The organism is Paenibacillus sp. MAH-35 (assembly GCF_058135425.1).
On the sequence record NZ_JBYUPU010000053.1, the window covers coordinates 20,103 to 42,018 of the forward strand.

The window sequence follows — 21,916 nt, forward strand, 5'->3', positions numbered from 1 at the left end:
GAACGGCTGTTTTTTGCTCGATGACAGGTATGACGTAATAGGAGTAGTAGGGATAACCCGACTTGAGGATATATGAAATTGCGGAGGCGAGGGAATGACGATTGTACGATTGGCGACTTTAGACGATGTTGATGAACTTGTTCAAATGCGATGGGATTTCTCTGCAGAAGATTACGGACTTGGTACGGCTAACTTTGAAGAGTTTCACCGGATTTGCAGCGAATTTTTGATTAAGGCTATCGGAAGCGGAGATTGGTACATTTGGGTTGCGGAGGTTGATCGTACCATCGTTTCGCATATGTATCTGCAGCTTATCCATAAAGTACCGAGGCCAGGTAAATCACCAGACCCTTACTACGGCTATGTGACCAATGTGTATACTCGTCCGGCCTTTAGAAGCCAAGGGCTTGGGACGGAGATTCATCGGGCTATGGAAAAGTGGTCCAAAGAACATGAAGTTGAATTTCTTATCTTGTGGCCCAGCAGCGATAGCACTCCGTTTTATAGGAGAAACGGATTTTCCCGCTGTGAAGAGGCCATGGAAAAGCATTGGTGACCTGAAGCATCACTCTACATGCTGTCATTCTTGATTTGGACGGATCGATTGCCTAAATCAGCGGAACATACGAAAAGAGGATGCCGACAATAAAATGCGGCATCCTCATTTTGGATGTTCCGTTGCCAACAATTTAACGAAAGTATATTCCGAAGCTTAGGAACTCACTACCGCTTCGCCGGTGTCTCGCTTTTGTGTTCAATAACTTGCAATACTTTGGGTTCAATAGCTCGTAGCATTTGTTCATTCGAGCGATTGTTTGTAGCAGCATCGCCATGAAGCTCGCCTTGAAGTTGCGCATCCACCTGGGTTTGGGCAATCACATCTATTACTTGCTGCTTGGAGACGTTTTTAGAGGCTGCAATCTCCACCACCGATTTACCCGTAGCTAATTCTTGCTTTAATTGTGTCGGGCTCATGTGAAGTAAAGCAAACAGTTTGGCATCATTTAGAAAGGCATCGGCAAAATAATCAGGCTTGCCATTGGTAGAGAAAAAACCTTCTACTTGAATGGTTGCAGGCGTAGTCTCGCCTCCGATCAGAGAAGCACTGATGGTATGACCCTGAACAAATACCTGGTAAAACGGCGTGTTCGATCCCTTTTTGGTGTAATTCAACATGAACGTTTTTTGATCTGCGGTTTCCATCTGCTCCATAGCAAACTCATATTCTTCAATGCTGCCATACATTTTATCCAGAAGATTATCTACCTTCGCCTTGATGTCCTGACCGCTTAAAGCCGTGAGCGGCTTCCCGGCAGACTCCCAATTTTCTTGAATCACATGTTCGATCGCACCTGTCACGCTGTTTGTATGAAGCGTCATCGTTTTGCCGGTTCCTCCTTTTTCCCGCAGGGTGATGCTGGTTTGGACACCTTGAACGGAACTTGCGTCGATAATCTCAAACGATTGGGTTTCGGGAAATGCGCGGTACAGCTTCTCAAGTGTTGCTTGTCCGACTTCATCCACTCTAACTTGTTCAGCAGTCATTGGCGTTCTGGTCAGCATATCAATCAGAGTAGGAGCCGCAAAGGCTGCGGTTGGAATCAAAATAGCGGCTGCGACGATTCCGCTGATTAAACGTTTTTTCATGGTTGGTTTGCTCCTTTTTCGTTGCAAATATTGAGAATAGGATTGTTCGATTCGTTTGGAGATGGCCGGGGGACACTCCATCGTTTCTGCTTCCTTATGCAGATGTTCGCGTAGGTTGCGTTCAATAGTCATGGATCTCTTCCATCCTTTCCGGGGGGAGATTCCCTAAAATTTTTCGAAGCATCTGGAGACCTGCATGATATCTGGACTTGACTGTGCCGATTGGAATTCCGAGCAGGGTCGCCATTTCCTCGAGCGTATAGTCGTGAAAAAAGCGGAGGACAATGACCGTTCGTTGTTTGTCAGTCAGTTTTTGGATGGCCTGCGATATCATTTGGCTTGTCCCGTCCATCCATACAGCAGGCTGATCCCAATGAGACTCTTCCCGGGTGAAGGCCCGGATGCGTTCGAAAATCCGGAATCTCCGCCAGCTCTTGACCCGAAATCGCTGTACTTGACGGATGACCAAGCCGTGCAGCCAGAAGCGGAAAGGCCGGTTCGTATCGTAGGTAGCCAGCGAGGTCCACATTTGGATGTAGATCTCATTCATGACATCCTCCCGATCCTGCTGATGATCCACCAGAAAGGAGACGGTCCGGTAGACATCCTGATAGGTAGCCTCATACAGCGTATGAAAGGCTTCCTGGCTACCGTCTTTCATTTTTGTGAGCAATTGGTACATCGAATCACTTTGCATGCGGAGGGCCCTCCTGAATAAGCAGCTTACACCCTATATTGTCTCTATTTCGAAAAAAGGTTCGGTTTTTGGCGACTGGTAATATGAGCTTAACATCAACTAGTCAAGGCTGCCGAAGAACCGGCAGCCTCATGGAGCGAATATGGATTAGGGGGAACCTGTTATGGTCCGGTTCGTTCCATACGATTGCGCACGGCGAAACGGCGGAAATGTCTGGTCACGGCAACCGGATGACTGCCTTGCAGAAGGTCGGAGCAAAACCGGATGGAAGAGGCAGGGGAAACGCTTATATTCGATACGAACCTGTGGCATGGAGGGGGATTGAAGGATAAGTCCGTGCTGAGTGCGCTTCGACAGGCATCCAAGAACAGGATGGTGGTATCGTTTCGGTATACGAATACGGATGGAGCCGGGGAACAGCGGGAGGTGGAGCCTGTCGGGTTAGCCTGGAAAGGGTATGCCTGGTATTTGTATGCGTACTGCAGGCTGCGCAGCGACTACCGGACGTTCCGGCTCTCCCGAATAAGCGACTTGCGTGTTCATATGGAGCAGTTCGCCAATCGAGGCGTACGAATGGAAGAGCTTGACGCGCGATGGGGCAATCCGGAGACCGGCTCTTCCGTTGACCTTTTGCTGCATGCTCACCCGCGATTAAGAGTACGTATGGAGGAAGCCTTCGGTCTGGACCAGGTGGAGACGCAGGAAGACGGTTCTTTGTTAGTAAGAGCCAGCTACCCGGATAATCATTGGATGTACGGCATGATCCTCAGCTACGGACCGGACGTTCGCGTGCTGGAGCCTTCGTTTGTGGCGGATCAGATTAAAGACCAGGCAGAGCGGATTGCAAATAACTATTAGCGGCCGAGAGGTCCGGGATGCTGGTGCCCGCCGCGATCGGGGCGGGCTTTGCGCTTCCTTGCCGAGTCAGCAAGTGCCGCAAGTTGCTTTTCGTGGGTGGCCGTTCGGGCCTCTTGCCTTGCTTCAAGCAGGGAAGGAACCGAATAGGAGCGGTTTGTGAGGCTGTCGATTCAATGTGGACAACCAAGTGGAAAGGGAAAAGATTACCTTCTGGCGAGTTTTGTCTGGAATCCCCTACCTTACAATCCTTATGAAATCAAGGGATTCCGGACAACCTGTTTGAGCAGAAGAAGGTAACTTTTCACTTGGAACGGTCTGCTAAAACTTCTACACAATGAATCGACAGTCTCGTTTGTACCCTTTATTTTGTCGAAAAACCGGCATGGCGCGAAATAAGAGCGGTTCGAAGCTGCTAAATTCCGCGAAAAGGGTGCAGACCGGACCAGTGGGCTGAAATAAGGGGTACAAACCACCTTTATTTGTTTTGCTCGTTCCCATATGCCGAAAATAGGTACTAGAGACTTTTATTTTGTGCTAGAGCCGATACGCATTACGTTTTAGCGAAGCCGGAACATGTTCTGTCTGATAAAACCGTGAACGATTCCTTAAGAGCAGCGAGCAACTCCCCCTCACATAGCAGCAGCGGAAGCCCGGGACCCGTCCCGGAACAGTTCCGCTGCTTTTTTGCTGCCGGTTCCGGAACGCCCCTCTCCCATCCGCAACAAATAATGGCCCCGCTCCCGCCCAACATTTACGAAATCTCCACCTGCACTTAACGCTCCACTAATACTTGCTTCTTATGATGGAGGTGTGAAGGAAATAAAACATTTCAAGCATGATGAAGGAAATCCTACAACAGGAGATGTGGATGCGAAGATGATTCAGTATTTATGGTTTGACCTCGGGTATACGCTGGTGAGCACGAACCGGGAAGACGTGTATCAGAAAGTGCTGGAACGTTTCGACGTATTCCGGAACCGGGAAGAGATCGCAATCGCTTATCATAGGGCGGACAAGCTGTTCATGCGGGAATATCCGGGCGTGCTCGGCAAAGACAGCCGGGCGTTTTTCCCCTGGTATATCGGGACGCTGAACTATTTTCTGCGGCTGTCGCTGCCGATCGAGGACGTGCTTGCAGTGCAGCGGGACGTAGCCCGGGAATGTCCGGTCCAATGGAAAGCTTTCGACGGGGCGAAGATGACGCTTCGCCATTTGCGGAGCCTCGGATACCGGCTAGGCCTGATCTCGAATTGGGATGAGTCGGCACGGGCGGTGCTCGCTCGCAATGGACTGGACGAGGAACTCGACGAGATTGTGATCTCCTCGGAGGTCGGCATCGAGAAGCCGAATCCGGACATTTTCCGGATGGCCCTGAGCCAGGCAAACGTTACGGCGAGCGAATCGCTGTACATCGGGGACAACTATTACGACGACGTCGTCGGCTGCCAGAAAGTGGGCATGCACTGCCTCCTCATTAATGCCTACGGCAACCGCGGGGTCGAGGAGCTGTCGTACCATCCGATCATAACCGGCATTCAGGACGTCGCTGCCTACCTCGGACACCCTCGGGTGCAGTTGGAGATCAACCGGTAAGGAGATTTGGCGGATGTCGACGATCACGGAGAAAATCGAAGCCCAATTCGATACCTTAAGCGTCGCGCAGAAAAAAGTGGCGCACTACATTCAATCCAATATGCAGGATGCCGTGATGCTGTCGGCGCAGAAGATCGCGGGCAAGTCCGGGGTCAGCGAGGCGACGGTCCACCGGCTGGCGCAAGCTTTGGCTTACCCGAGCTTCTCGGGCATGCTTCACGATTTGCGCGGTCATGTGCTGAAGGATCAGCGGGCCGTCAAAAATTTCGTATACACGACGAGCCATCAGGAAGATTCCTGGATCGAGAAACATTTCGTGCAGGAAATCGAGAACCTGCGGGAAACGATGGCGTGGACGGATAAGGCGGACGTTCATCAGGCGGCCCGGATGCTGCTGGATGCGGACCGGATCTGGATCGCCGGATGGCGGATGGGCTTGTCGGTCACTTCGTTTTTCAGCTTCGTCCTGAAATATATGCTAGGCAATTGCGAGCTGATTCCCCAGGGAGGTGTTGCGGAGTACGCGGCCTATATCCAACCCGGGGACCTTGTATTCGTGTGCGGGTTCCCCAGGTACTGCTCGCGTACGCTCAAGGTGGCGGCGCTGGCCAAGGAGCAGGGAACGAAGGTAATCGCGCTGACCGACTCCGGGCTGTCCCCGTTTGCGAAGCTGGCCGATCTGACGCTGTACGCGGCATGCCGGTCCACCGGATTTCTCGATTCGTACACAGCATCGTTATCCGTGGTGAATGCCCTTATTAATGAAATCTCCCATCTGGAGAAGGAACGGGTCAAGATCAATATCGAGAAGATGGAAGTGATGTTCAAGGCGTTTCAGGACAACTTCGAGTGGACGAACCGGTCGAAACCATAATCGCTGCAGGAAAGGATACTCGATGAATCTTACAGTAATCGGCTGTTGGGGGGCTTACCCCGAGAAAAACGAAGCGACCTCGGGTTATTTGGTCGAGTGCGAGGGCAGCCATATTTTGCTCGATTGCGGCAGCGGCGTGTTGTCCCGGCTGCAAAACCATTGCGCGCTCGAACAGCTGGACGCCGTCGTCCTTACCCATATGCACGCTGACCATATGGCGGACGTGTACAGTTTGGAGTTTGCCATATTAATTTTGATGCAGATCGGCAGACGGTCGAAGCCGCTCGACATGTACGTGAACGAGAAAGAGCTGGACCGCCTTGCTTTCGAATACCCGGATTATGTCCGTGTCCATTCCGTCCGGGCAGGCGAGGAACTGATGATCGGCCAGGTGCGGCTGCAGTTTTCCGAGACGGTGCACGAGATTCCGTGTCTGGCGGTCAAGCTGACGTCGAGGGAAGGCAGAACGCTCGTATATTCGGGCGACACGGGGTATTGTCAGGCGATAATCGATTTGGCCCGGTCTGCGGACGTGCTGATGATCGAAAGCAGCTTTTACGACTTTCAGGCGGGCCGGATGAAGGGGCATCTGACGGCGGGCGAAGCGGGCAACATCGCGGCATTGGCCGGCGTGGGGCAAACGATTCTGACGCACTTTCCCCATTACGGAGATTTGAATCAACTGGTTCTGGAAGCTTCGCGTCATTATGCAGGACAGATCCGTTTGGCTTATGGCGGCATGCAAATCCACATTTGAAGGTGAAAGGGGTTTTTCTCTTGTTGAAGCTTAGAAAATCGTTCGTGGTTGGCTTCTCTTCGCTTATGGTTGCATCGATGGTACTGGCCGGCTGCGGCAGCAACAACAGCAACAGCAGCAACAGCAGCAACGGCAGCGTTTCTTCCGCAACCGGGGGAACGGGCACTTCGTCTCCGGTTTCCACCTCCGGCGGGAAGGTCAAGGGCGGTACGGTGCGCGTAGCGATGGCGACCGAGCCGGACAATCTGGACCCTTACTTGTCCGCGGCGACGGATACCGGCTCGATGATGGACAACGTATTCGACGGATTGTTCGAAGGAGGCGAGAACAGCGACCTCGTTCCGGCTGTAGCGGAATCGTACAAGGTGTCCGAGGACGGATTGACGTATACGTTCACCTTGAAAAAGGGCGTCAAGTTCCATGACGGCTCGGATCTGACCTCGGAGGACGTGTACTACTCGTATGCCAAATTAGCCGGTCTGAACGGGAAAAAGCCGCTCTCCTCGAAGTTTGCCGCGATTGAGAAAATCGACGCTCCGGATGACCACACCGTGGTCGTGAAGCTGAAAGCTAAGGATGCGGCGTTTCTGGCCGCCAACATTGTCGGGATCGTCCCGAAAGACTATGAAGGGCACAGTGCGAAACCGATCGGGGCGGGTCCGTTCAAGTTCAACTCGTATACGCCGGGCCAGCAGCTCGTGCTGGAGCGCAACGACAGCTTCTACGACAAGGAGCATGCTCCGACGCTCGACCGGGTGGAATTCAAATTTATGCCGGACGCGAACGCCTCCGTGCTCGCCCTGAAGTCCGGGGATATCGATATGGTGCCGGGTATCTCCGCGCAAGGCGCGCTCCAGCTCGGAAGCGGGTTCCGGATCGTGTCGGGGCCGCAGAATATGGTGCAGCTGCTGGCGCTGAACAACTCGGTCGAGCCGCTGAACAACGTGAAGGTGCGTCAGGCGATCAATCACGCGATCGACAAGGACGTCATCATCAAGACGGTCGCCGAAGGCAACGGCGTCAAGCTCGGCTCCAACATGAGCCCGGCGATGAAGATGTATTACAAGGAAGGTCTCGACAAGCGGTACGAGCCGAACGCCGAGCAAGCGAAGAAGCTGCTGAAGGAAGCCGGCTACGAGAGCGGGATCAAGCTGACGATTACCGTCCCGTCCAACTACAAGTTCCACGTCGACACGGCTCAAGTGATCGCCGAACAGTTGAAAGCCGTCGGCATTCAGGCGACGATCAAGCAGATCGAGTGGAGCAGCTGGCTGGAGGACGTGTACAACAATGCGAAATACGAAGCGACGATCGTCGGTTTGACGGGCAAGCTCGATCCGCACGAGGTACTGGGACGTTATGAGACGACTTATTCGAAAAACTTCTTCAAATTCAGCAACAGCGAATATGACAATCTGGTCGGCAAAGGCCGTCTGGAAATCAATCCGGACAAGCGGGCCGAATTGTACAAGCAGGCGCAATCGATCCTGACCGAGCAGGCGGCCGCGGTATACATCATGGACCCGAACCGCTCGGTTGCGATGAAGGACAGCCTGCAAGGCTATAAGATGTACCCGATTCAGAAATACGATTTTGCCGCTATGTACTACACGAAGTAACGAGGGAGAGTTTCGGTGAGATTTTACATCCGGAAGCTGCTTACATTAGGTTCGACCGTCTTGCTGGTGTCGATCATTACGTTTCTTGTCTTTCAAGTGCTGCCGGGGGACCCGGCCGAGATCGTGCTCGGCGTCGATGCGGACCCGCACCAGCTCGCAGAGCTGCGGCAGACGATGGGGCTGGACCGTCCGGCGGCGGAACGCTACTTGTCCTGGATGAAGGATACGGCTGCCGGGGATTTGGGCCAGTCGCTGCGCTACCATCGCCCGGTGGCGGACATCGTGGCGGAGCGATTGCCCGTGACCGTATCGGTCGCGCTGATGTCCTTGGGGCTCACCCTGCTCTTGGGCGTCCCCCTCGGCATCTATATCGCGCGGAAGGACGGCAAGCTGCCGGCGCTGCTGCTGTCGGCTTTCACCCAGCTCGGGCTTGCGGTGCCGTCGTTCTGGCTCGCCTTTATCCTGATACTGGTCTTCTCCGTGACGTTCCGCTGGTTTCCGACCTACGGCTACGTCCCGTGGAGTGAAAATCCGGTGCGGGCGTTCCAGTCGCTGTTCCTGCCCTCGCTCGCTCTCGCCGTACCGGGCATCGCCGTCGTCATCCGGTATTTGCGTAATACGCTGCTTGATCAGCTCCGCATGGATTACGTGCGTACGGCAAGAAGCAAAGGGCTGCGCGAGAAAATCGTGCTGTACCGCCATATTTTGCGCAATTCGCTGATCCCGGTGCTGACGATCGTCGGTTTGCTGATCGCGGATACGCTGGGCGGGAGCATCGTCGTGGAAAATGTATTTGCGCTGCCGGGACTCGGCAACCTGCTGATCACCTCGATCGGCACACGGGACTTGCCGCTGCTGCAAACGATGGTGCTGTACATTGCGGTTATCGTGGTTTGCATCAATTTTGTCGTCGATATGTTGTATAGAGTGATCGATCCGCGCATTCGACTGAAAAGGTGAACATGATGAAATGGAAACAGCTGATCCGAAACAAACCGCTCGCCATCGGCGGCGGCCTGATCGTCCTGCTCCTTGCGCTTATGGTGACGAGCCTGTTCTATACCCCGTACGGTCCGAACGATATGAACACGGCGATGCGGCTCGCTCCGCCGCAGGCCGATTACTGGTGGGGGACGGATAATTTCGGGCGGGATATTTTCAGCCGGATTATGGAGGGAACGCAGACCGCCTTTCTGATCGGCTTCTCGTCCGTAGCGATCGGCTTGTTCTTCGGCTTGATCATCGGAGCGGTCGCCGGTTATGCGGGAGGCTGGGTCGACGAAATTTTGATGCGGATCATCGATGCTAAGCTGGCTTTTCCCGGCATACTGCTGGCGATTATGCTCGTTACCGTATTCGGTCCCGGGCTGGGCAATACGATTATCGCCCTTGGCGTGATGAGCATCCCCGCGTTTTCCCGGATCGCCCGCAGCGGGTTTATTCAATACAAAGAGTTCACGTTCGTCAAAGCCGCCGTGGCGAGAGGGGCGGGGCCGCTGCGCATTATCTTCCGCCACATTTTGCCGAATATGACGTCGCCGCTTATCGTCGCCGCCTCCTTGCGGTTTTCCGGGTCCATTCTCGCCGAAGCCGGACTGAGCTACCTGGGGCTGGGCGTACAGCCGCCCGATCCGAGCTGGGGGCGGATGCTGAGCGAGGCGCAGCCTTTTATCATCAACGCTCCGTGGTACGTCCTCATTACCGGTGCGGTCATTACGGCGATGGTGCTGGGGTTTAACTTGCTGGGAGACGGGCTAAGAGACGCTTACGACAAACAGGGTTAGGGGGATACCGCTATGGCAAGCGCCTTGCTTGAGCTTCAGGATATGGAAGTGGCGTTTACGATCGGGAAGAAGACATATCCGGCGCTGCAGCAAATTTCGTTTCAGGTGAAGGAAGGAGAGACGGTCGGAATCGTCGGGGAATCCGGCTGCGGCAAAAGCTTGACGTCGTTGTCCGTGATGGGCTTGCTGCCCGAGACGGCGGCGATGACCAAGGGCGGGATCGTGCTGGACGGCAAGTTTATGGAGCCGGCCTCTCCGGAAAGGTGGGGCGCGGTCAGAGGCAAGCAGGTATCGATGATCTTCCAAAATCCGATGTCGGCGCTGAATCCGCTGATGCCGGTCGGCAAGCAGATCGCCGAGATGGCGATGACCCATCTGTCCGTCTCGAAGCCGGAAGCGAAGCGGCTCGCCACGGAGATGATGGTCAAGGTCGGCCTGTCCCGGGTGGAGCGGTTGTACGACGATTATCCCCACCAGCTCTCCGGGGGCATGATGCAGCGGATTATGATCGCGATGGCGCTCATCTGCAGCCCGAAGCTGCTGATCGCCGACGAGCCGACTACGGCGCTCGATGTGACGATCCAGGCGCAAATCCTCGATCTGCTGCGCGAGATGAACCGCTCGACAGGCACCGCCATTTTGTTGATTTCCCACGATCTGGGGGTCATTCGCGAAGTATGCGACCGGGTGATCGTCATGTATGCCGGGTATATCGTCGAGGACGCTCCGGTCGGGGATATTTTGGATCATCCCAAGCATCCGTACACGGCGGGGCTGCTGCAATCGCTGCCGGGCGCAGACAAGCGGGGGCGTCCGCTGTATACGATTCCCGGCCGGGTGCCGGCGCTGGCCGACCGGCGGTCCGGATGCCCGTTCGCAGGACGCTGCCCGAGTGCAACGGACCTGTGCGAGTCGGTCGCCCCGGATCTGCTGCAGGCGGTCGCCCATCACCGGGTCCGGTGCCACTTGTATGCGAACGGCGGGAGGGCGGTATGACGGAGGCGCTCATTCAAGCCAGCTCGCTGACCAAGCATTATCCCGTTCCGAGGCAGAAGCTGTTCGAGAAGCGGCACATGCTGCGGGCGGTGGACGGCGTTTCGTTCCGGATCGCCGAGGGGGAAATATTCGGGCTGGTCGGCGAAAGCGGCTGCGGCAAATCGACGACGGGCCAACTGCTCGTGCAGCTCGTGAAGCAGACGGGCGGAGAGCTCTTCTACCAGGGCCGGAACATAAGCGAGCTGTCGGACGGCGAGATGAAATCGCTGCGCAGAGACATTCAGATCGTCTTTCAAGACCCGTATTCGTCCCTGAATCCGAAGAAGACGATCGGCTGGATTCTCGAAGAGCCGCTGATCATTCATCGGATCGGCGACAAACGGTCGAGGCGGAAAATCGTCGCCGAGACGCTGGAGCAGGTCGGACTCGACCCCAGCTATGCGGGCCGGTATCCGCACGAGCTGAGCGGAGGACAGAGGCAGCGTGTCGGCATCGCCGCGGCTCTCGTGCTTACGCCGAAGTTCATCGTCATCGACGAGGCCGTTTCCGCGCTCGACGTATCTGTGCAATCGCAAATTTTGAACCTGCTCAAGGAGCTGCAGCAGAAGCGGGGATTAACGTATTTGTTCATCTCCCACGATCTGAACGTCGTCGAATATATCAGCGACCGGGTAGGCGTTATGTATTTGGGGAAAATGGTGGAGATTTTCACAGTCGGTGAGGCGGTGGACGGGCCGCTTCATCCTTACACGCGGGCGCTCTTCTCGTCGATCCCGGACGTGAAGATGAAGCGGGAACGGGTGACGCTTCAGGGCGAGGTGCCGAGTCCGATCCATCCGCCCGGCGGCTGCGCGTTCCATCCGAGATGTCCGCTGGCGACGGACAAGTGCCGCGTAACCGCTCCGGAATTAAGGCGCGTTGCGGCCGGGCACGAAGTCAGTTGCCATTTATACGAGGAGGCGAACGATACACCGTGAAATTGGGCGTCATATCGGATTTGCATGTGGATCTTAACGAGCTGGGCGGCGAGCCGCCGATCGAAGAAGCGCTGCTGGAGGTCGCCGCCGAGCGCGGCCTGGACGGCTTGATTATTGCCGGAGACATCTCGAACGATATGAACCGCAGTCTCGCCGTCCTTCATGAATTGAAGGAACGGTGCGGCTTCCCCGTTATGTTCGTTCCGGGCAATCACGATTACTGGAGCAAGGACAACGGAATCCGCGACACGTGGCACATTTACCGGCAATTTCAATCGCTCGAAGGATGCTTGAGCGAGAGACCCTGCGAGCTGGATAACGGCTGGGTCGTCGTCGGCGGCTCCGGCTGGTACGATTACACGATGGGAGAGCCCGACTACTCGTTCGACGATTTCGAACGGATGCACGCGATGGACCGGACGTGGCAGGACAGCATCTATGTCACGTGGGGGAGGAGCAACCGCGATATTCACCGGTACTTCTACGAACGTCTGGAGCGGGAGCTGGCGGAGCACCAGGGTAAGCCGATCGTGATGGTTACGCATATGCTGACGCACCCGTATTTTAAAGTGCCGATGCCGCATCCGCAGTGGTCGTACTTCAATGCGTTTCTGGGAAGTACGGAGTATGCCGAGCTCTACCGGCGTTACGGGGTGCGTTACGGAATTATGGGACATGTCCATTACCGGAAACGGCACACGGATCGGGGAACGGAGATGATCTGCGCTTGCCTCGGATACCGCAAGGAGTGGCGGAAGGCGTCTGCGGTCGAGGAGATCCGGGACTGCTTGCAGACGATTGTTTTGTAGCTGCCACCGGGAACCAACAGGGCATACGTGAAACCGTCAGGTGCCCTTTTTTACAGAAAGGAACGGCAATTGACTGGCGTCGAGATGGAATCGACGTCAGTTTTCGTTGTTGTTGTTGTTGTTGTTGTTAAGGCAAACCCGTAATGGACATGATTGCAGCTTAGAAAGGCAAAAACGGAAGAGTTGATGGCTAACGGACAAATGAGAGGCTTACGTTGCTTTAATTGCTATTTGCGCTGGATAATCTGCTTCTTAGGTGCATGAATGACCGTTAGAAATGAAAAACAGCACAAACTGACGTCTAAGGTGTTGTGATGTCCGTTACCGAACAGATCCGCTAAATTTTCGTGATTCGCCGAAGCTTTTGGGCTGTACAACGTTCCAACCCCCGTTTTTTTGATACAATAGATTAGATTACGATTAGGGGAGGTTGAAAATGGTACGGTTACCAAAGTATATTCATAACTCACAGGGTACACTGTGGTTGACCGAGGACGAAAGGGACAATTTGAAAATCAGCTACCGCATCAAGGAAGTATTGTTTGAGGAATCGAGCCCGTTTCAGCACGTGATGGTGCTGGATTCGTTCGATTTCGGTCCCATGCTCGTGCTCGACGGCGTCGTGCAGACGACTTCGAAGGACGGGCACATCTACAACGAGATGATTACCCACGTTCCGCTAACGGTCCACCCGAAGCCCAAGGATGTGCTGATCATCGGAGGGGGCGACTGCGGCGCCGCCAAAGAAGCGGCCAAGTATGAGGGGGTCGAACGGATCGATCTGGTCGAGATCGACGAAGCCGTCGTGAGGGCCAGCAAGCTGTACATGCCGGAGGTGTCCGGCAATTTGTCCGATTCCAGAGTCAAGTATCATTATGCCGACGGCGTTGATTTTGCCAAGAAGCAATCCGCCGCCTACGATGTCATTATCGTCGATTCGTCCGATCCGGTCGGACCGGCGCAGCAATTGTTCGAACCCGCCTTCTACGAAAGCCTGCACCGGGCTTTGCGCGAAGACGGCTTGATGGTATGTCAAAGCCAATCCCCGATTTTCCACGGCGACGTTTTGGAGCAGACGTACCGCCGGATCGGGAACATTTTCCCTTACTGCCGCCTATACACGGCTGTCGTACCGACTTACCCGGGGGGCTTGTGGAGCTTTACGATCGGCTCTAAGCGAGAGCTCCCCGCTCCGGAACGAATCCGTTTCGATAAATCAGCGTTGTATGTAAACGAAGAATTGATCCGCCGCTGCTTCTCCCTGCCCGCCTTTCTGAAAGAGAGGCTGGAGCTTCCGCTGAACGTGAGCGCGGGCCTGGCTCAATAGCCGGGACCGGGGCGGGCGCGGAAAGCGAAGCCGTGCGGCAGAATCGCATAAACGACAAAACGGGAGGATGGCCGTTCGGCCACTCTCCCGTTTTTTGTTAGTTGAAGTGTAGTTTGCCTATGTTCTAGCGGTCCATCAAACCGAACTGGATCGCCAGACGTTTCAGGATAACGACGGCTTGCGCGCGGCTCGATTGCTGCTTCGGCTCGAACGCGTCGTCGCTCATCCCGTTCATCAAGCCTTCGGCGACAGCGAAAGCGGCCGCATTTCTTGCCCAGTCGCTGATCGCGGAGGCGTCTGCGAACGGCTGCAAGGCGCTCGCTGCTCCTTTGGCAGGCTGGCTCGTGACGAAGGCGGCAGCGCGTTCAGCCAGAACGGCCAGTTCCTCGCGGCTGATCACCTGGTCCGGACGGAACGAGCCGTCCTCATAACCGTTGATCAGTCCGGCGCCGGCTGCCGCAGCTATCGCTTGCGCATACCAGTCGCCCGAGCGTACGTCGTTGAACGAAGCGTCGTCTTGGTGGTCGGTCAGACCGAGCCCACGAACGAGAAGCGCTGCGAATTCGGCCCGGGTAATCGGGCGGTCAGGAGCGAATTCACGATCGGTAACGCCTTTGGCCAGCAGCTTCGAGGCCAGCAGATTGATATCGGCCTGCGCCCAGTGGCCTTGCGTATCCTGGAAAGTTTTGTCGACTGCGACAACTGCGTACAGGCTGTTGCCGGTCCGCTTGATCGTTACGATCGTTTTGCCGTCCGCTTGCTTGAACCGGGCCGGTACGAACGTCATCTCCCCGGTGACCGGATCGAATACGACTGCGGTGGCATAGCTCGGTACACCGCCCGAAAGGGCAATCGAGCGTTCCACGTACCGGTTGCCGAAATCACGGACTTCCAGCGACTCGCTTCCGGCTTGGACGAGGATACGGAAATCGTAAACGTCCCCGATCATTTCGCCGCCTTCCGCTTTTATCGCATCCGCGACAGGTTTTGCATCCGCTCCGGATTTTTTCTCGATCGAGAGCGTAACTTGAAGGTCGTCCGCTTTGGCGCCGAGCCTGGCGGCCAGCGCAGCGCTATCAAGCAGATCGGCCGGCAGCTTGTAGCTGACATCGCCGACTTTTACGGTAAGCACCGCGCCCGCTACCGAATCGGCGGCCTTGACGAGATCTTGCAGAGAAAGCGTCACGAGAGCGGTCGGCTTCGTGGCCGGCACTTCGACGATGATTTCCTTCGCTGCGCTGCCTTGCTTCTTCAGCGCGTCCAGCGCTTGAGCGATCGCCTTCGCGTCCAGAGCTACTTTCATGGCCGGCTTGCCTTGAGCGTCGGTCGTCTCGGATGCGGTCGAAGGCAGTACTACGCCGCCGTCAACCGGCTTCGGCTCCGGAGATGGTGTGGACGGTCCCGGTCCGAATCCTCCGCCGGTGGAAGGAGAGGTCGAATCGTCCGGCTCTTCCGTGCTGCCCGGCGTGTACGTCAGCCGGATCGACTTCTCGTTTGTTTTCATCCCATCGACATAAACGGCGAAGGTGACGGTGTTGCTGCCTTGCTGCAGTTGGACGGTCCCGGTGAAATCACCGTTCGTTGCGACTGCGGCGGCCGTATTGTTCAGGCTGACGGCGACATCGGTTCCGGCTCCGAGCAGTTTGACATGCCCCTTGATCTGCGGATAAGCGGTCGATACCGTCTTGCCGTCGTACGCCATATATCCGGAAAGGGCGGCGGCCCGGATGTCGTCCCCGACGTTGTACGAATTGGCTACGAGCTGACGCTTCGTGCGTACCCCGTTCTCGTCGAGCGCGGAGATGACCATGCCACCCGCAGGAATCGCGCTGTTATTGTCCTCTGGTGCGCCCCAGTTCCAGCTGATCGCCTGCGTTTTATTGGCGATTTTCGTTACTTTGCCGGTCGCGTCGGCTACGACTTCGACGCCGAAACGGTTCGCGCCGGTCGACGTGCCGAACTCTTCGTTGTACACGTTCAAGTCGCCGGAATTCCGGCTGACGTTGTAATAGCTGCCTTCGATAAAGGAAGAAGGATGGCCCGGCTTGCTCATGCCGATCTGATAATCTTTCACATACGCTTCGTTGTCGATGGACGCTTTCACAATCGGCCAGTTGGCGAGCGAAGCGTCAAACAGCATCAGGCCGTTCGAGCCGCCCAGGGCGGTTTGGAAAATTTCCCGCTGCAGGGCAGGGGACTGCAAGTCCGCAAGCGCCATCCCGGCATACAGCGGCACTTCGCCGTTCGTGACGATCGAGTCCAGCGTCAGATACCGCTGAATCTCCGGCGTTGTGCTGTAGTAGGTGCCGACCATCAGGAAATCCAGCGCATGGATGTATCCGGTTTGATAATACTCATTCGTATAAATCGAATCGTTCGGGAACTTCAGACGGCTGTCGTAGCGGAAGTTTTTGCTTCCCCAGTGAACCCCGTTCAAGTAATAAGATTCAAACCAGGCGCCGACATAGGCCGACGTTTGGATCTTCTTCCCTTTGGAGGACGAGTAGCGGTTGACCAGGTCGCGCGTTTCCTCCACGAAGCTTGCGATCGTGCCGGAGCGGAACTCCCACCAGTCCTGGAGAAGCGGACCGTCCACCCGTTTGCCGTCCACATAACGGAAAATATCGTCCGGCCATTTCGTGAGCGTTTTGCTGCGCTGCTGCAGGAACGTTTCGAACTTCGCCTTCGTCAAATCGCTGAAATCGGCGGTTTCGTTGTCGTAACGGCCGCGGTCGAGAATGATGCCGTCGACGTTGTAGTTTTTCAGCACTTCCTCGAACGTCTTCAGCTGGTAGTCGCGGACTTCGTCATTCGAAGGATTGACGAACAGCACCGCTGCGCCGCCGGAGCCTCCGGTTAGCCCTTTTTGGCCGTAGGCGCTTTCTCTCAGACGTTTGATTGCCCCGTTGTCTTCCGGACGGAAAACCCGTTCTTCCCAGTCCAGATGCTGATCGATCACGGCAAAGTCTTTCACCGCGATGGACCCTTCGGCGAATACGTTAAAGGCTGCATGTACTTTCAATCCGAGCGTATGGCCGTGCTGCAAAAACAGCTCCAGCAAGTCCAGATCGGGATTGGAGCCTTTCCGGTCGCTGGCTACCATCTCGCTGACGTAAGGGCGGTGGGTCAGATCGCTTTGTTTGTAAGAGACGTAACCTTCAACCCCTTTGACGTCAAACGCGATGTCGGTCACGCCGGCTTCCTTGGCTTGGGTAAGGAAGTTAAGGACGCTTTGGCTCGACTGGAATTTCTTCGCGTTGGCCGCCTGGTCGACCCACAAAATGATCTGCTTGTCCGAAGTCAGGGAAGGCCGGCTGAACACGACGATCGATTTGCGGTCCAGCTCGTTTCCGTTTTTGGACAAGACGGCGTCGAGATAGTTCGGTCCGGCCGCGAGCTCTGCGATGTGCTGGAACGTGCCGTCCGGTTGCAAGGCGACCGTATTGCCGCCGATCGTCAGGGAAGCGCCGGTCGGATTCGTAATTTTACCGGCGATCGTCGTCCGCGTATCGGCTGTCGTAAACATCGAGAGTCCGTCCAGCTGCATTCTCGGGACAGCGCCCGTACCGCTCATCAGGTCGGTGACGGAGACGACGTTGCCGTTTTTGCGCAGCTTGACCTGATCGCCGACTTTGAATTTGGTCGCCAAATATTTTTTGATGTCATACGTGCCGTAGCTGTTGTCTTGCGCCATGACGACATAGCCGCCCTGCGGAATGTCGAGCTCGCCTCCGACCCACGACGGCGCGCTGTTGCCGTTGGCCGGATTGATCATCTTGGTTACTTTGTTGTCCTTGTCTACCTGAAGCGCCACGTTAAAGGCGGGCACTTGAATTTTCGAGCCGTATTCGGGAGTGAACAAGGCAATAATATTGGGAATGCTCGTGACATCCTTGTCGATGTAGTTGATCGGTTTCTTCGGTCCTTCGACGACGATCGTAATGTCCTCCGGAGGAGCCTCGATCTCGATCAAGTCGCCGCTCTGCTTCTGATACACGAGCTGCAGCTTCGTTTCTTGCAGTACGGCGGCATTTTTCAGCAACTGGACGGATATGGTATTGCCACCCTCGACCAGCGTCACCGTCTGGCTGAACGCTCCGTCGGCCCCGACCGCCACCGGCGTGCCGCCTACTGTGACGGACAGCCCGGCATCCGGCTTATAGTTCAGCACCTTGCCCTGCACATTGTACGTGGCCGTAGTTACCGTCGCTCCCCCTGCCCCTTGGACTTGCAGGCTCGGCAGGTTCAGGACGTATTCCGGGGTGACCGGTGCTCCGCCGTGCTGGAGGAAAACCGTATCGCCCGCTTGGAACGCATAGTACAGCGCTTTGCGGAAATTTTTGTCAGCCCAGTTGTCGTCGGAAGCCAGGATGACGAATCCGCCCGGCGGAATTGCGACAGTTTGATCAGACTCCCATGCCACAGGCTTGCCGTTAGACGGGTTAATGCCTCCGGTCGGGCCTGCAACCTTAAGGACGACGCCTTGTGCGTCCACCTGGATCGCTGCGTTGTTCTTTTTCACTTTCACCACGTTGCTGTTGCCTGCCACATTGGTGACCGGCGTCCCGCTTGTAAAGATCGCGAGATAGTCGGATTTCTGAGGATTGTCCACATCGATGTTAATGTGGTTTACTAACAGCTTCTTGCTTCCGTCCTGCGTCACGGCATACACCGCATTGCTGACGGCAGCGCTTTCATCGCCGCCCGCCGCTTGCGCCGTCGTTCCGAGATTCGGAAACAGCGAGACTAGCAGACAGACGACGAGGAGCACGCTCCACCTAGTCGTATTTTTACGCAATTTTTTCCACCATCCCTTTTCTTGTTGTTTGGAATACGGTTTCATTATAGGTGGGAGCGGTTTCCTCTTATAGAGCAGATGATGACAACTTTTGGCACTATGATGACATTCTAATTCAAGTCCGCACTTCGGCGGGACTAACTCGAAGCCTTAATGTTACGGAAGTCCCGACAGGCTCGGGACGTTGGAACTACTTGTACTGCCGGTGGAGAAAACGGCTGATTTTTTTCGGATACAGCTATTGACCCTCCTCTGAGGGGAGCCCCTAAACTGGGTTCAGGAAAGGAGCCAATCGATATGCTTTATACGGTTAAGGAAGTATCGTCCCTAACCAACGTAACGGTCAAAGCGCTTCATCACTACCACAAGCTCGGCCTTCTCGTCCCCTGCGAGATCAGCGGGGCGGGATACCGGCTGTACGGAGTCCGGGAGCTGGAGCGGCTGCAGCACATTCTGCTGTACCGGGAGCTCGACTTCACCTTGGAACAGATCGGGCAGCTGCTGGACGGGAACCCGGACAGACCGTCCATTCTCGCGCAGCAGGAGGAGCTGCTCGTCCTCCGGAAGCGCAGGTTGGAAACCATTATTCAAACGCTGCGAACGACGATTGCTTGCGCACAGAAAGGAGAACAGATGGAGATGAAAGAGATGTTCAAAGGTTTTGAAAGCGACGAGGCATGGAAAGAAGCGATGCAGGAGCAAAATGAGCATCTGAAAGAAACGTACGGCTACGATATGCTGGATTCGGTGGAGGTGGACGCCCAAAGTATGAATGCGATGGCGGAAGAAGCCGCGGCATTCATGACGGGAGTGGCCGAGGCGCTGAGGAACGGCGTGAAGTGCAAGGACGACGCCATACTGCGGCTTATCCGCGAGCATCTGGATTTTCTGAATAAGCAGGGAGTGTCGGTAACCGCCGAGGAGTTTGCATCGCAAACCCGTTTTTTCCTCCAGGACGACTTTCATCTGCAGATGCTGGAAGGACAGCAAGTCGGCTTGGCGTATTACCTTAGTGCGGCGGCGGAATGTTATGCGGCGGAAGAACGGAAGTAGCTGCTTGTGACCAGAATAAACGTGCTTCGAGAGGCTGCCGATTTCAATCGGCGGCCTTTTGGCGATACGACGACGGTCGCGCGTAGAAATCTAATAAATAGGATTTACAACTTGACCGGACGGAGAAGGAAAAATTATCCTGATACTGAGAGCCGTACTACCTGGGATTGAAGATTCGGAGCGCGAATTAAAGGAGACATATTGTGAGTCACAACCACCAGTATGATTTCGAGTGGAATTACAATTCGGATGAACCGAAAAGAGAACAACTGTTTCCGTTGTTCCAAGCGGTATTCAATCTGAACGAATCAGACCTCAAGGCGTTATACGCAAGCGGATTCGCTAATCCTACGTACACCCCGTTTACTTATTTCCATGATGGAACTGCGGTTGCCAATGTTTCGATGTTCGAGCTGCCGATGAGGATCGGCGGGCGTAGGGTGAATGCGGCGGGCATCCAATCGGTCATGACCGACCCCGGGCACAGGGGGAGGGGATTGTTTCGTCAATTGTTTGAGACGATGCTGACTGAGCTGGACCGGCGGCATGAGGCGAGCTTTTTATTTACCGATTCGCCGCGGCTGTATGAAGGCTTCGGTTTCAGGAAAGTCGAAGAAACGTTCTTCGTCTCTCCGTATCGATATCGTCCGGGCGAAGCGAGCGAACGAAGCATACGGAGCTTAAGGAAGCTGAGCTTAACCAATGTGGAAGATGTACAGGTGATCCAGGAACAATTCCGGCAACATGCGCCCGTATCGTCTATCTTTGCTCCAATGGCGCACGGCGCTTCCTTTTATTTGAACATGCTCGATCCGCAGTTGCAGTCCAACTTGTATTACTCCGAGCAGCTTAAGGCGTTGATTGTTTGTAAATTTGAAGGCGAGACCCTGAAGCTGTACGACATCGTCGGAAGGCGGATACCGAAACTTGATGAAGTAGCCGCAGCGATTGGCGAACCGGTATCGAAGGTGGAATGTTATTTTCATCCCGACCTGCTTCATCCGGGGCCATGGACGCCGATACCTTCTCCGGGTCATCTGATGGTAAGGGGGGCTATCGAGCTTCCGAAGCGGATTCACTTTCCGATTACGGCTGCTTTTTAAGAGGATTGTGATCGGAACGATGTTGTTCCGGAGTGTTATATTTTGATGGGTGAATCGGAAAGGAGGCGTTGCAGATGAAAAGAAGAACTATTTTTCATAAGCTTACGAATACGAATAAGGGGAAGACGGTTTATTAGCTCTACTAACACCGGTATTCCCTGACAAAGGGGATGTTCGATTTCAACAAGGTTCGAAATGGATTTGGAGATGAACTAGCGCAGCTTAAGCCATTATTACGGGAAGCGTATCAGACCGTGCATGAATATCAGTTGCAACGAATACCAGCAAATGAAATCAAAATGCGGGAAGCGATTGCAGCCGCGGCAGTTATTTTGAACATATTCATCCCTCATATCCTCAGTTCAAAGGGCAAGTACATTGAAGCTTTAGGGAGACAACAGGAAATGTCTCCTTTTGATTTAATCGTTTGTTTCGACCAGGCGATATATGAGTTGCATCTGTGGACTCTGTTACAGGAACTGGGCATTAAAAGGGGGGAGTGGTCCCGAAGCCAACAGCCCTGGAGCAAGGAGCTTCGGACTTTGTTGGATGAGCGTCAGCAGATTGCAGCAGATCCGATCGCGGCGGTGTCGTATGCCATGCAGCGATAATAGCCAGAGAGTTCAATATTCCTTGCATAGTCGGTTGCCGTAATGCGACCGTGGTTATAAAAGACGGAGAACGAATACGTATGGATGCGGTCTCCGGCGTAGTTATGGGAGTATGAATCACCGGGGTGAATGATATGGAGGATACATTGGTTTTTGGCGAGTATAACGACCGTATCGATTATCGAAGAAGAGATGGCTGTTATGCCGTTATTTTTGATACATAGTTTTCGCAAACTCGTGACTTCAGTCATAAGTTAGAAAATATCGGATAGGGCGTGGCTTATGACACGTTAACTATCCGATACATGTTTAGGTGACTATTACAACAATCCCTTTAATGTCAAGGTTTCTATAGGTGAACAACGCTGACATATGTTATCCTGTAATCAGAGGTGATTATGTGTCAGAAATAA

At 54.8% G+C, this 21,916-nt stretch carries 19 protein-coding genes; 16 read left to right on the forward strand and 3 right to left on the reverse strand.

The genetic code is table 11. The features are described from left to right. The first annotated feature begins 94 nt into the window (after positions 1-94). Entirely contained in the window at positions 95-556 is a 462-nt protein-coding gene (locus AC3Y2E_RS31175; protein WP_379217200.1) for a GNAT family N-acetyltransferase, read from the forward strand. A 167-nt stretch (positions 557-723) separates the two neighbouring features. Here the strand turns inward: AC3Y2E_RS31175 and AC3Y2E_RS31180 are convergent, their stop codons facing one another. After that, entirely contained in the window at positions 724-1,779 is a 1,056-nt protein-coding gene (locus tag AC3Y2E_RS31180; protein ID WP_379217201.1) for a hypothetical protein, read from the reverse strand. Next, positions 1,769-2,344, reverse strand: coding sequence for a sigma-70 family RNA polymerase sigma factor (locus AC3Y2E_RS31185; RefSeq protein ID WP_379217202.1), 576 nt, complete (start codon positions 2,342-2,344; stop codon positions 1,769-1,771). The genes AC3Y2E_RS31180 and AC3Y2E_RS31185 overlap by 11 nt, the downstream gene beginning before the upstream one ends. 264 nt (positions 2,345-2,608) lie before the next feature. Between AC3Y2E_RS31185 and AC3Y2E_RS31190 the strand changes: the two genes are divergently transcribed. The 11 genes from AC3Y2E_RS31190 (at position 2,609) to speE (ending at position 13,938) form a co-directional block, all read left to right on the forward strand. After that, positions 2,609-3,202, forward strand: a complete 594-nt coding sequence (locus tag AC3Y2E_RS31190) for a helix-turn-helix transcriptional regulator (protein ID WP_379217203.1) — start codon at positions 2,609-2,611, stop codon at positions 3,200-3,202. Between the two features lie 876 nt (positions 3,203-4,078). Further along, on the forward strand, positions 4,079-4,795 hold the full coding sequence (locus AC3Y2E_RS31195; protein ID WP_379217204.1) for an HAD family hydrolase: 717 nt from the start codon (positions 4,079-4,081) through the stop codon (positions 4,793-4,795). Positions 4,796-4,808: 13 nt separating this feature from the next. Continuing rightward, positions 4,809-5,669, forward strand: a complete 861-nt coding sequence (locus AC3Y2E_RS31200) for a MurR/RpiR family transcriptional regulator (protein WP_379217205.1) — start codon at positions 4,809-4,811, stop codon at positions 5,667-5,669. Between the two features lie 22 nt (positions 5,670-5,691). Then, complete coding sequence (locus AC3Y2E_RS31205; RefSeq protein ID WP_379217206.1) at positions 5,692-6,426, forward strand: MBL fold metallo-hydrolase; 735 nt, start codon at positions 5,692-5,694, stop codon at positions 6,424-6,426. 23 nt (positions 6,427-6,449) lie between these two features. Then, a complete protein-coding gene (locus tag AC3Y2E_RS31210; protein WP_379217207.1) occupies positions 6,450-8,045 on the forward strand; it encodes an ABC transporter substrate-binding protein in 1,596 nt (531 codons plus the stop codon). Positions 8,046-8,060: 15 nt separating this feature from the next. Beyond that, positions 8,061-9,005 (forward strand): ABC transporter permease, encoded by a 945-nt coding sequence (locus tag AC3Y2E_RS31215; protein ID WP_379217208.1) that lies wholly within the window; start codon positions 8,061-8,063, stop codon positions 9,003-9,005. 5 nt (positions 9,006-9,010) lie between these two features. Next, positions 9,011-9,829: an ABC transporter permease gene (locus tag AC3Y2E_RS31220; protein ID WP_190929731.1), complete on the forward strand. Its 819-nt coding sequence runs from the start codon at positions 9,011-9,013 to the stop codon at positions 9,827-9,829. A 12-nt stretch (positions 9,830-9,841) separates the two neighbouring features. After that, on the forward strand, positions 9,842-10,825 hold the full coding sequence (locus AC3Y2E_RS31225) for an ABC transporter ATP-binding protein (RefSeq protein ID WP_379217209.1): 984 nt from the start codon (positions 9,842-9,844) through the stop codon (positions 10,823-10,825). Next, a complete protein-coding gene (locus AC3Y2E_RS31230; protein WP_379217210.1) occupies positions 10,822-11,802 on the forward strand; it encodes an ABC transporter ATP-binding protein in 981 nt (326 codons plus the stop codon). The genes AC3Y2E_RS31225 and AC3Y2E_RS31230 overlap by 4 nt, the downstream gene beginning before the upstream one ends. Continuing rightward, positions 11,799-12,611 carry a metallophosphoesterase gene (locus AC3Y2E_RS31235; RefSeq protein ID WP_379217211.1) on the forward strand — a complete coding sequence of 271 codons (813 nt, stop codon included), beginning with the start codon at positions 11,799-11,801 and terminating at the stop codon, positions 12,609-12,611. The genes AC3Y2E_RS31230 and AC3Y2E_RS31235 overlap by 4 nt, the downstream gene beginning before the upstream one ends. Before the next feature lie 436 nt (positions 12,612-13,047). Then, entirely contained in the window at positions 13,048-13,938 is an 891-nt protein-coding gene (gene speE / locus AC3Y2E_RS31240) for a polyamine aminopropyltransferase (RefSeq protein ID WP_379217212.1), read from the forward strand. A gap of 124 nt (positions 13,939-14,062) precedes the next feature. Here speE and AC3Y2E_RS31245 read toward each other — a convergent pair whose 3' ends face one another. Then, entirely contained in the window at positions 14,063-18,736 is a 4,674-nt protein-coding gene (locus tag AC3Y2E_RS31245) for an S-layer homology domain-containing protein (protein ID WP_379217213.1), read from the reverse strand. A gap of 297 nt (positions 18,737-19,033) precedes the next feature. Here AC3Y2E_RS31245 and AC3Y2E_RS31250 point away from each other — a divergent pair, with 297 nt between their 5' ends. The 4 genes from AC3Y2E_RS31250 (at position 19,034) to AC3Y2E_RS31265 (ending at position 21,619) form a co-directional block, all read left to right on the forward strand. Further along, a complete protein-coding gene (locus AC3Y2E_RS31250) occupies positions 19,034-19,789 on the forward strand; it encodes a MerR family transcriptional regulator (RefSeq protein ID WP_379217214.1) in 756 nt (251 codons plus the stop codon). Positions 19,790-19,992: 203 nt separating this feature from the next. Then, complete coding sequence (locus AC3Y2E_RS31255) at positions 19,993-20,892, forward strand: GNAT family N-acetyltransferase (protein WP_379217215.1); 900 nt, start codon at positions 19,993-19,995, stop codon at positions 20,890-20,892. 170 nt (positions 20,893-21,062) lie between these two features. Next, entirely contained in the window at positions 21,063-21,503 is a 441-nt protein-coding gene (locus AC3Y2E_RS31260) for a hypothetical protein (RefSeq protein ID WP_379217216.1), read from the forward strand. 26 nt (positions 21,504-21,529) lie between these two features. Further along, positions 21,530-21,619: a hypothetical protein gene (locus AC3Y2E_RS31265; protein ID WP_379217218.1), complete on the forward strand. Its 90-nt coding sequence runs from the start codon at positions 21,530-21,532 to the stop codon at positions 21,617-21,619. Positions 21,620-21,916: the final 297 nt, after the last annotated feature.

Coding starts and splice junctions, on each gene's coding strand:
- AC3Y2E_RS31195 (WP_379217204.1), top strand. CDS start 4,079: ATGATTCAGTATTTATGGTTTGACCTCGGGTATACGCTGGTGAGCACG.
- AC3Y2E_RS31185 (WP_379217202.1), bottom strand. CDS start 2,344: ATGCAAAGTGATTCGATGTACCAATTGCTCACAAAAATGAAAGACGGT.
- speE (WP_379217212.1), top strand. CDS start 13,048: ATGGTACGGTTACCAAAGTATATTCATAACTCACAGGGTACACTGTGG.
- AC3Y2E_RS31250 (WP_379217214.1), top strand. CDS start 19,034: ATGCTTTATACGGTTAAGGAAGTATCGTCCCTAACCAACGTAACGGTC.
- AC3Y2E_RS31175 (WP_379217200.1), top strand. CDS start 95: ATGACGATTGTACGATTGGCGACTTTAGACGATGTTGATGAACTTGTT.
- AC3Y2E_RS31190 (WP_379217203.1), top strand. CDS start 2,609: ATGGAAGAGGCAGGGGAAACGCTTATATTCGATACGAACCTGTGGCAT.
- AC3Y2E_RS31260 (WP_379217216.1), top strand. CDS start 21,063: ATGTTCGATTTCAACAAGGTTCGAAATGGATTTGGAGATGAACTAGCG.
- AC3Y2E_RS31200 (WP_379217205.1), top strand. CDS start 4,809: ATGTCGACGATCACGGAGAAAATCGAAGCCCAATTCGATACCTTAAGC.
- AC3Y2E_RS31205 (WP_379217206.1), top strand. CDS start 5,692: ATGAATCTTACAGTAATCGGCTGTTGGGGGGCTTACCCCGAGAAAAAC.
- AC3Y2E_RS31230 (WP_379217210.1), top strand. CDS start 10,822: ATGACGGAGGCGCTCATTCAAGCCAGCTCGCTGACCAAGCATTATCCC.
- AC3Y2E_RS31225 (WP_379217209.1), top strand. CDS start 9,842: ATGGCAAGCGCCTTGCTTGAGCTTCAGGATATGGAAGTGGCGTTTACG.
- AC3Y2E_RS31180 (WP_379217201.1), bottom strand. CDS start 1,779: ATGACTATTGAACGCAACCTACGCGAACATCTGCATAAGGAAGCAGAA.
- AC3Y2E_RS31220 (WP_190929731.1), top strand. CDS start 9,011: ATGAAATGGAAACAGCTGATCCGAAACAAACCGCTCGCCATCGGCGGC.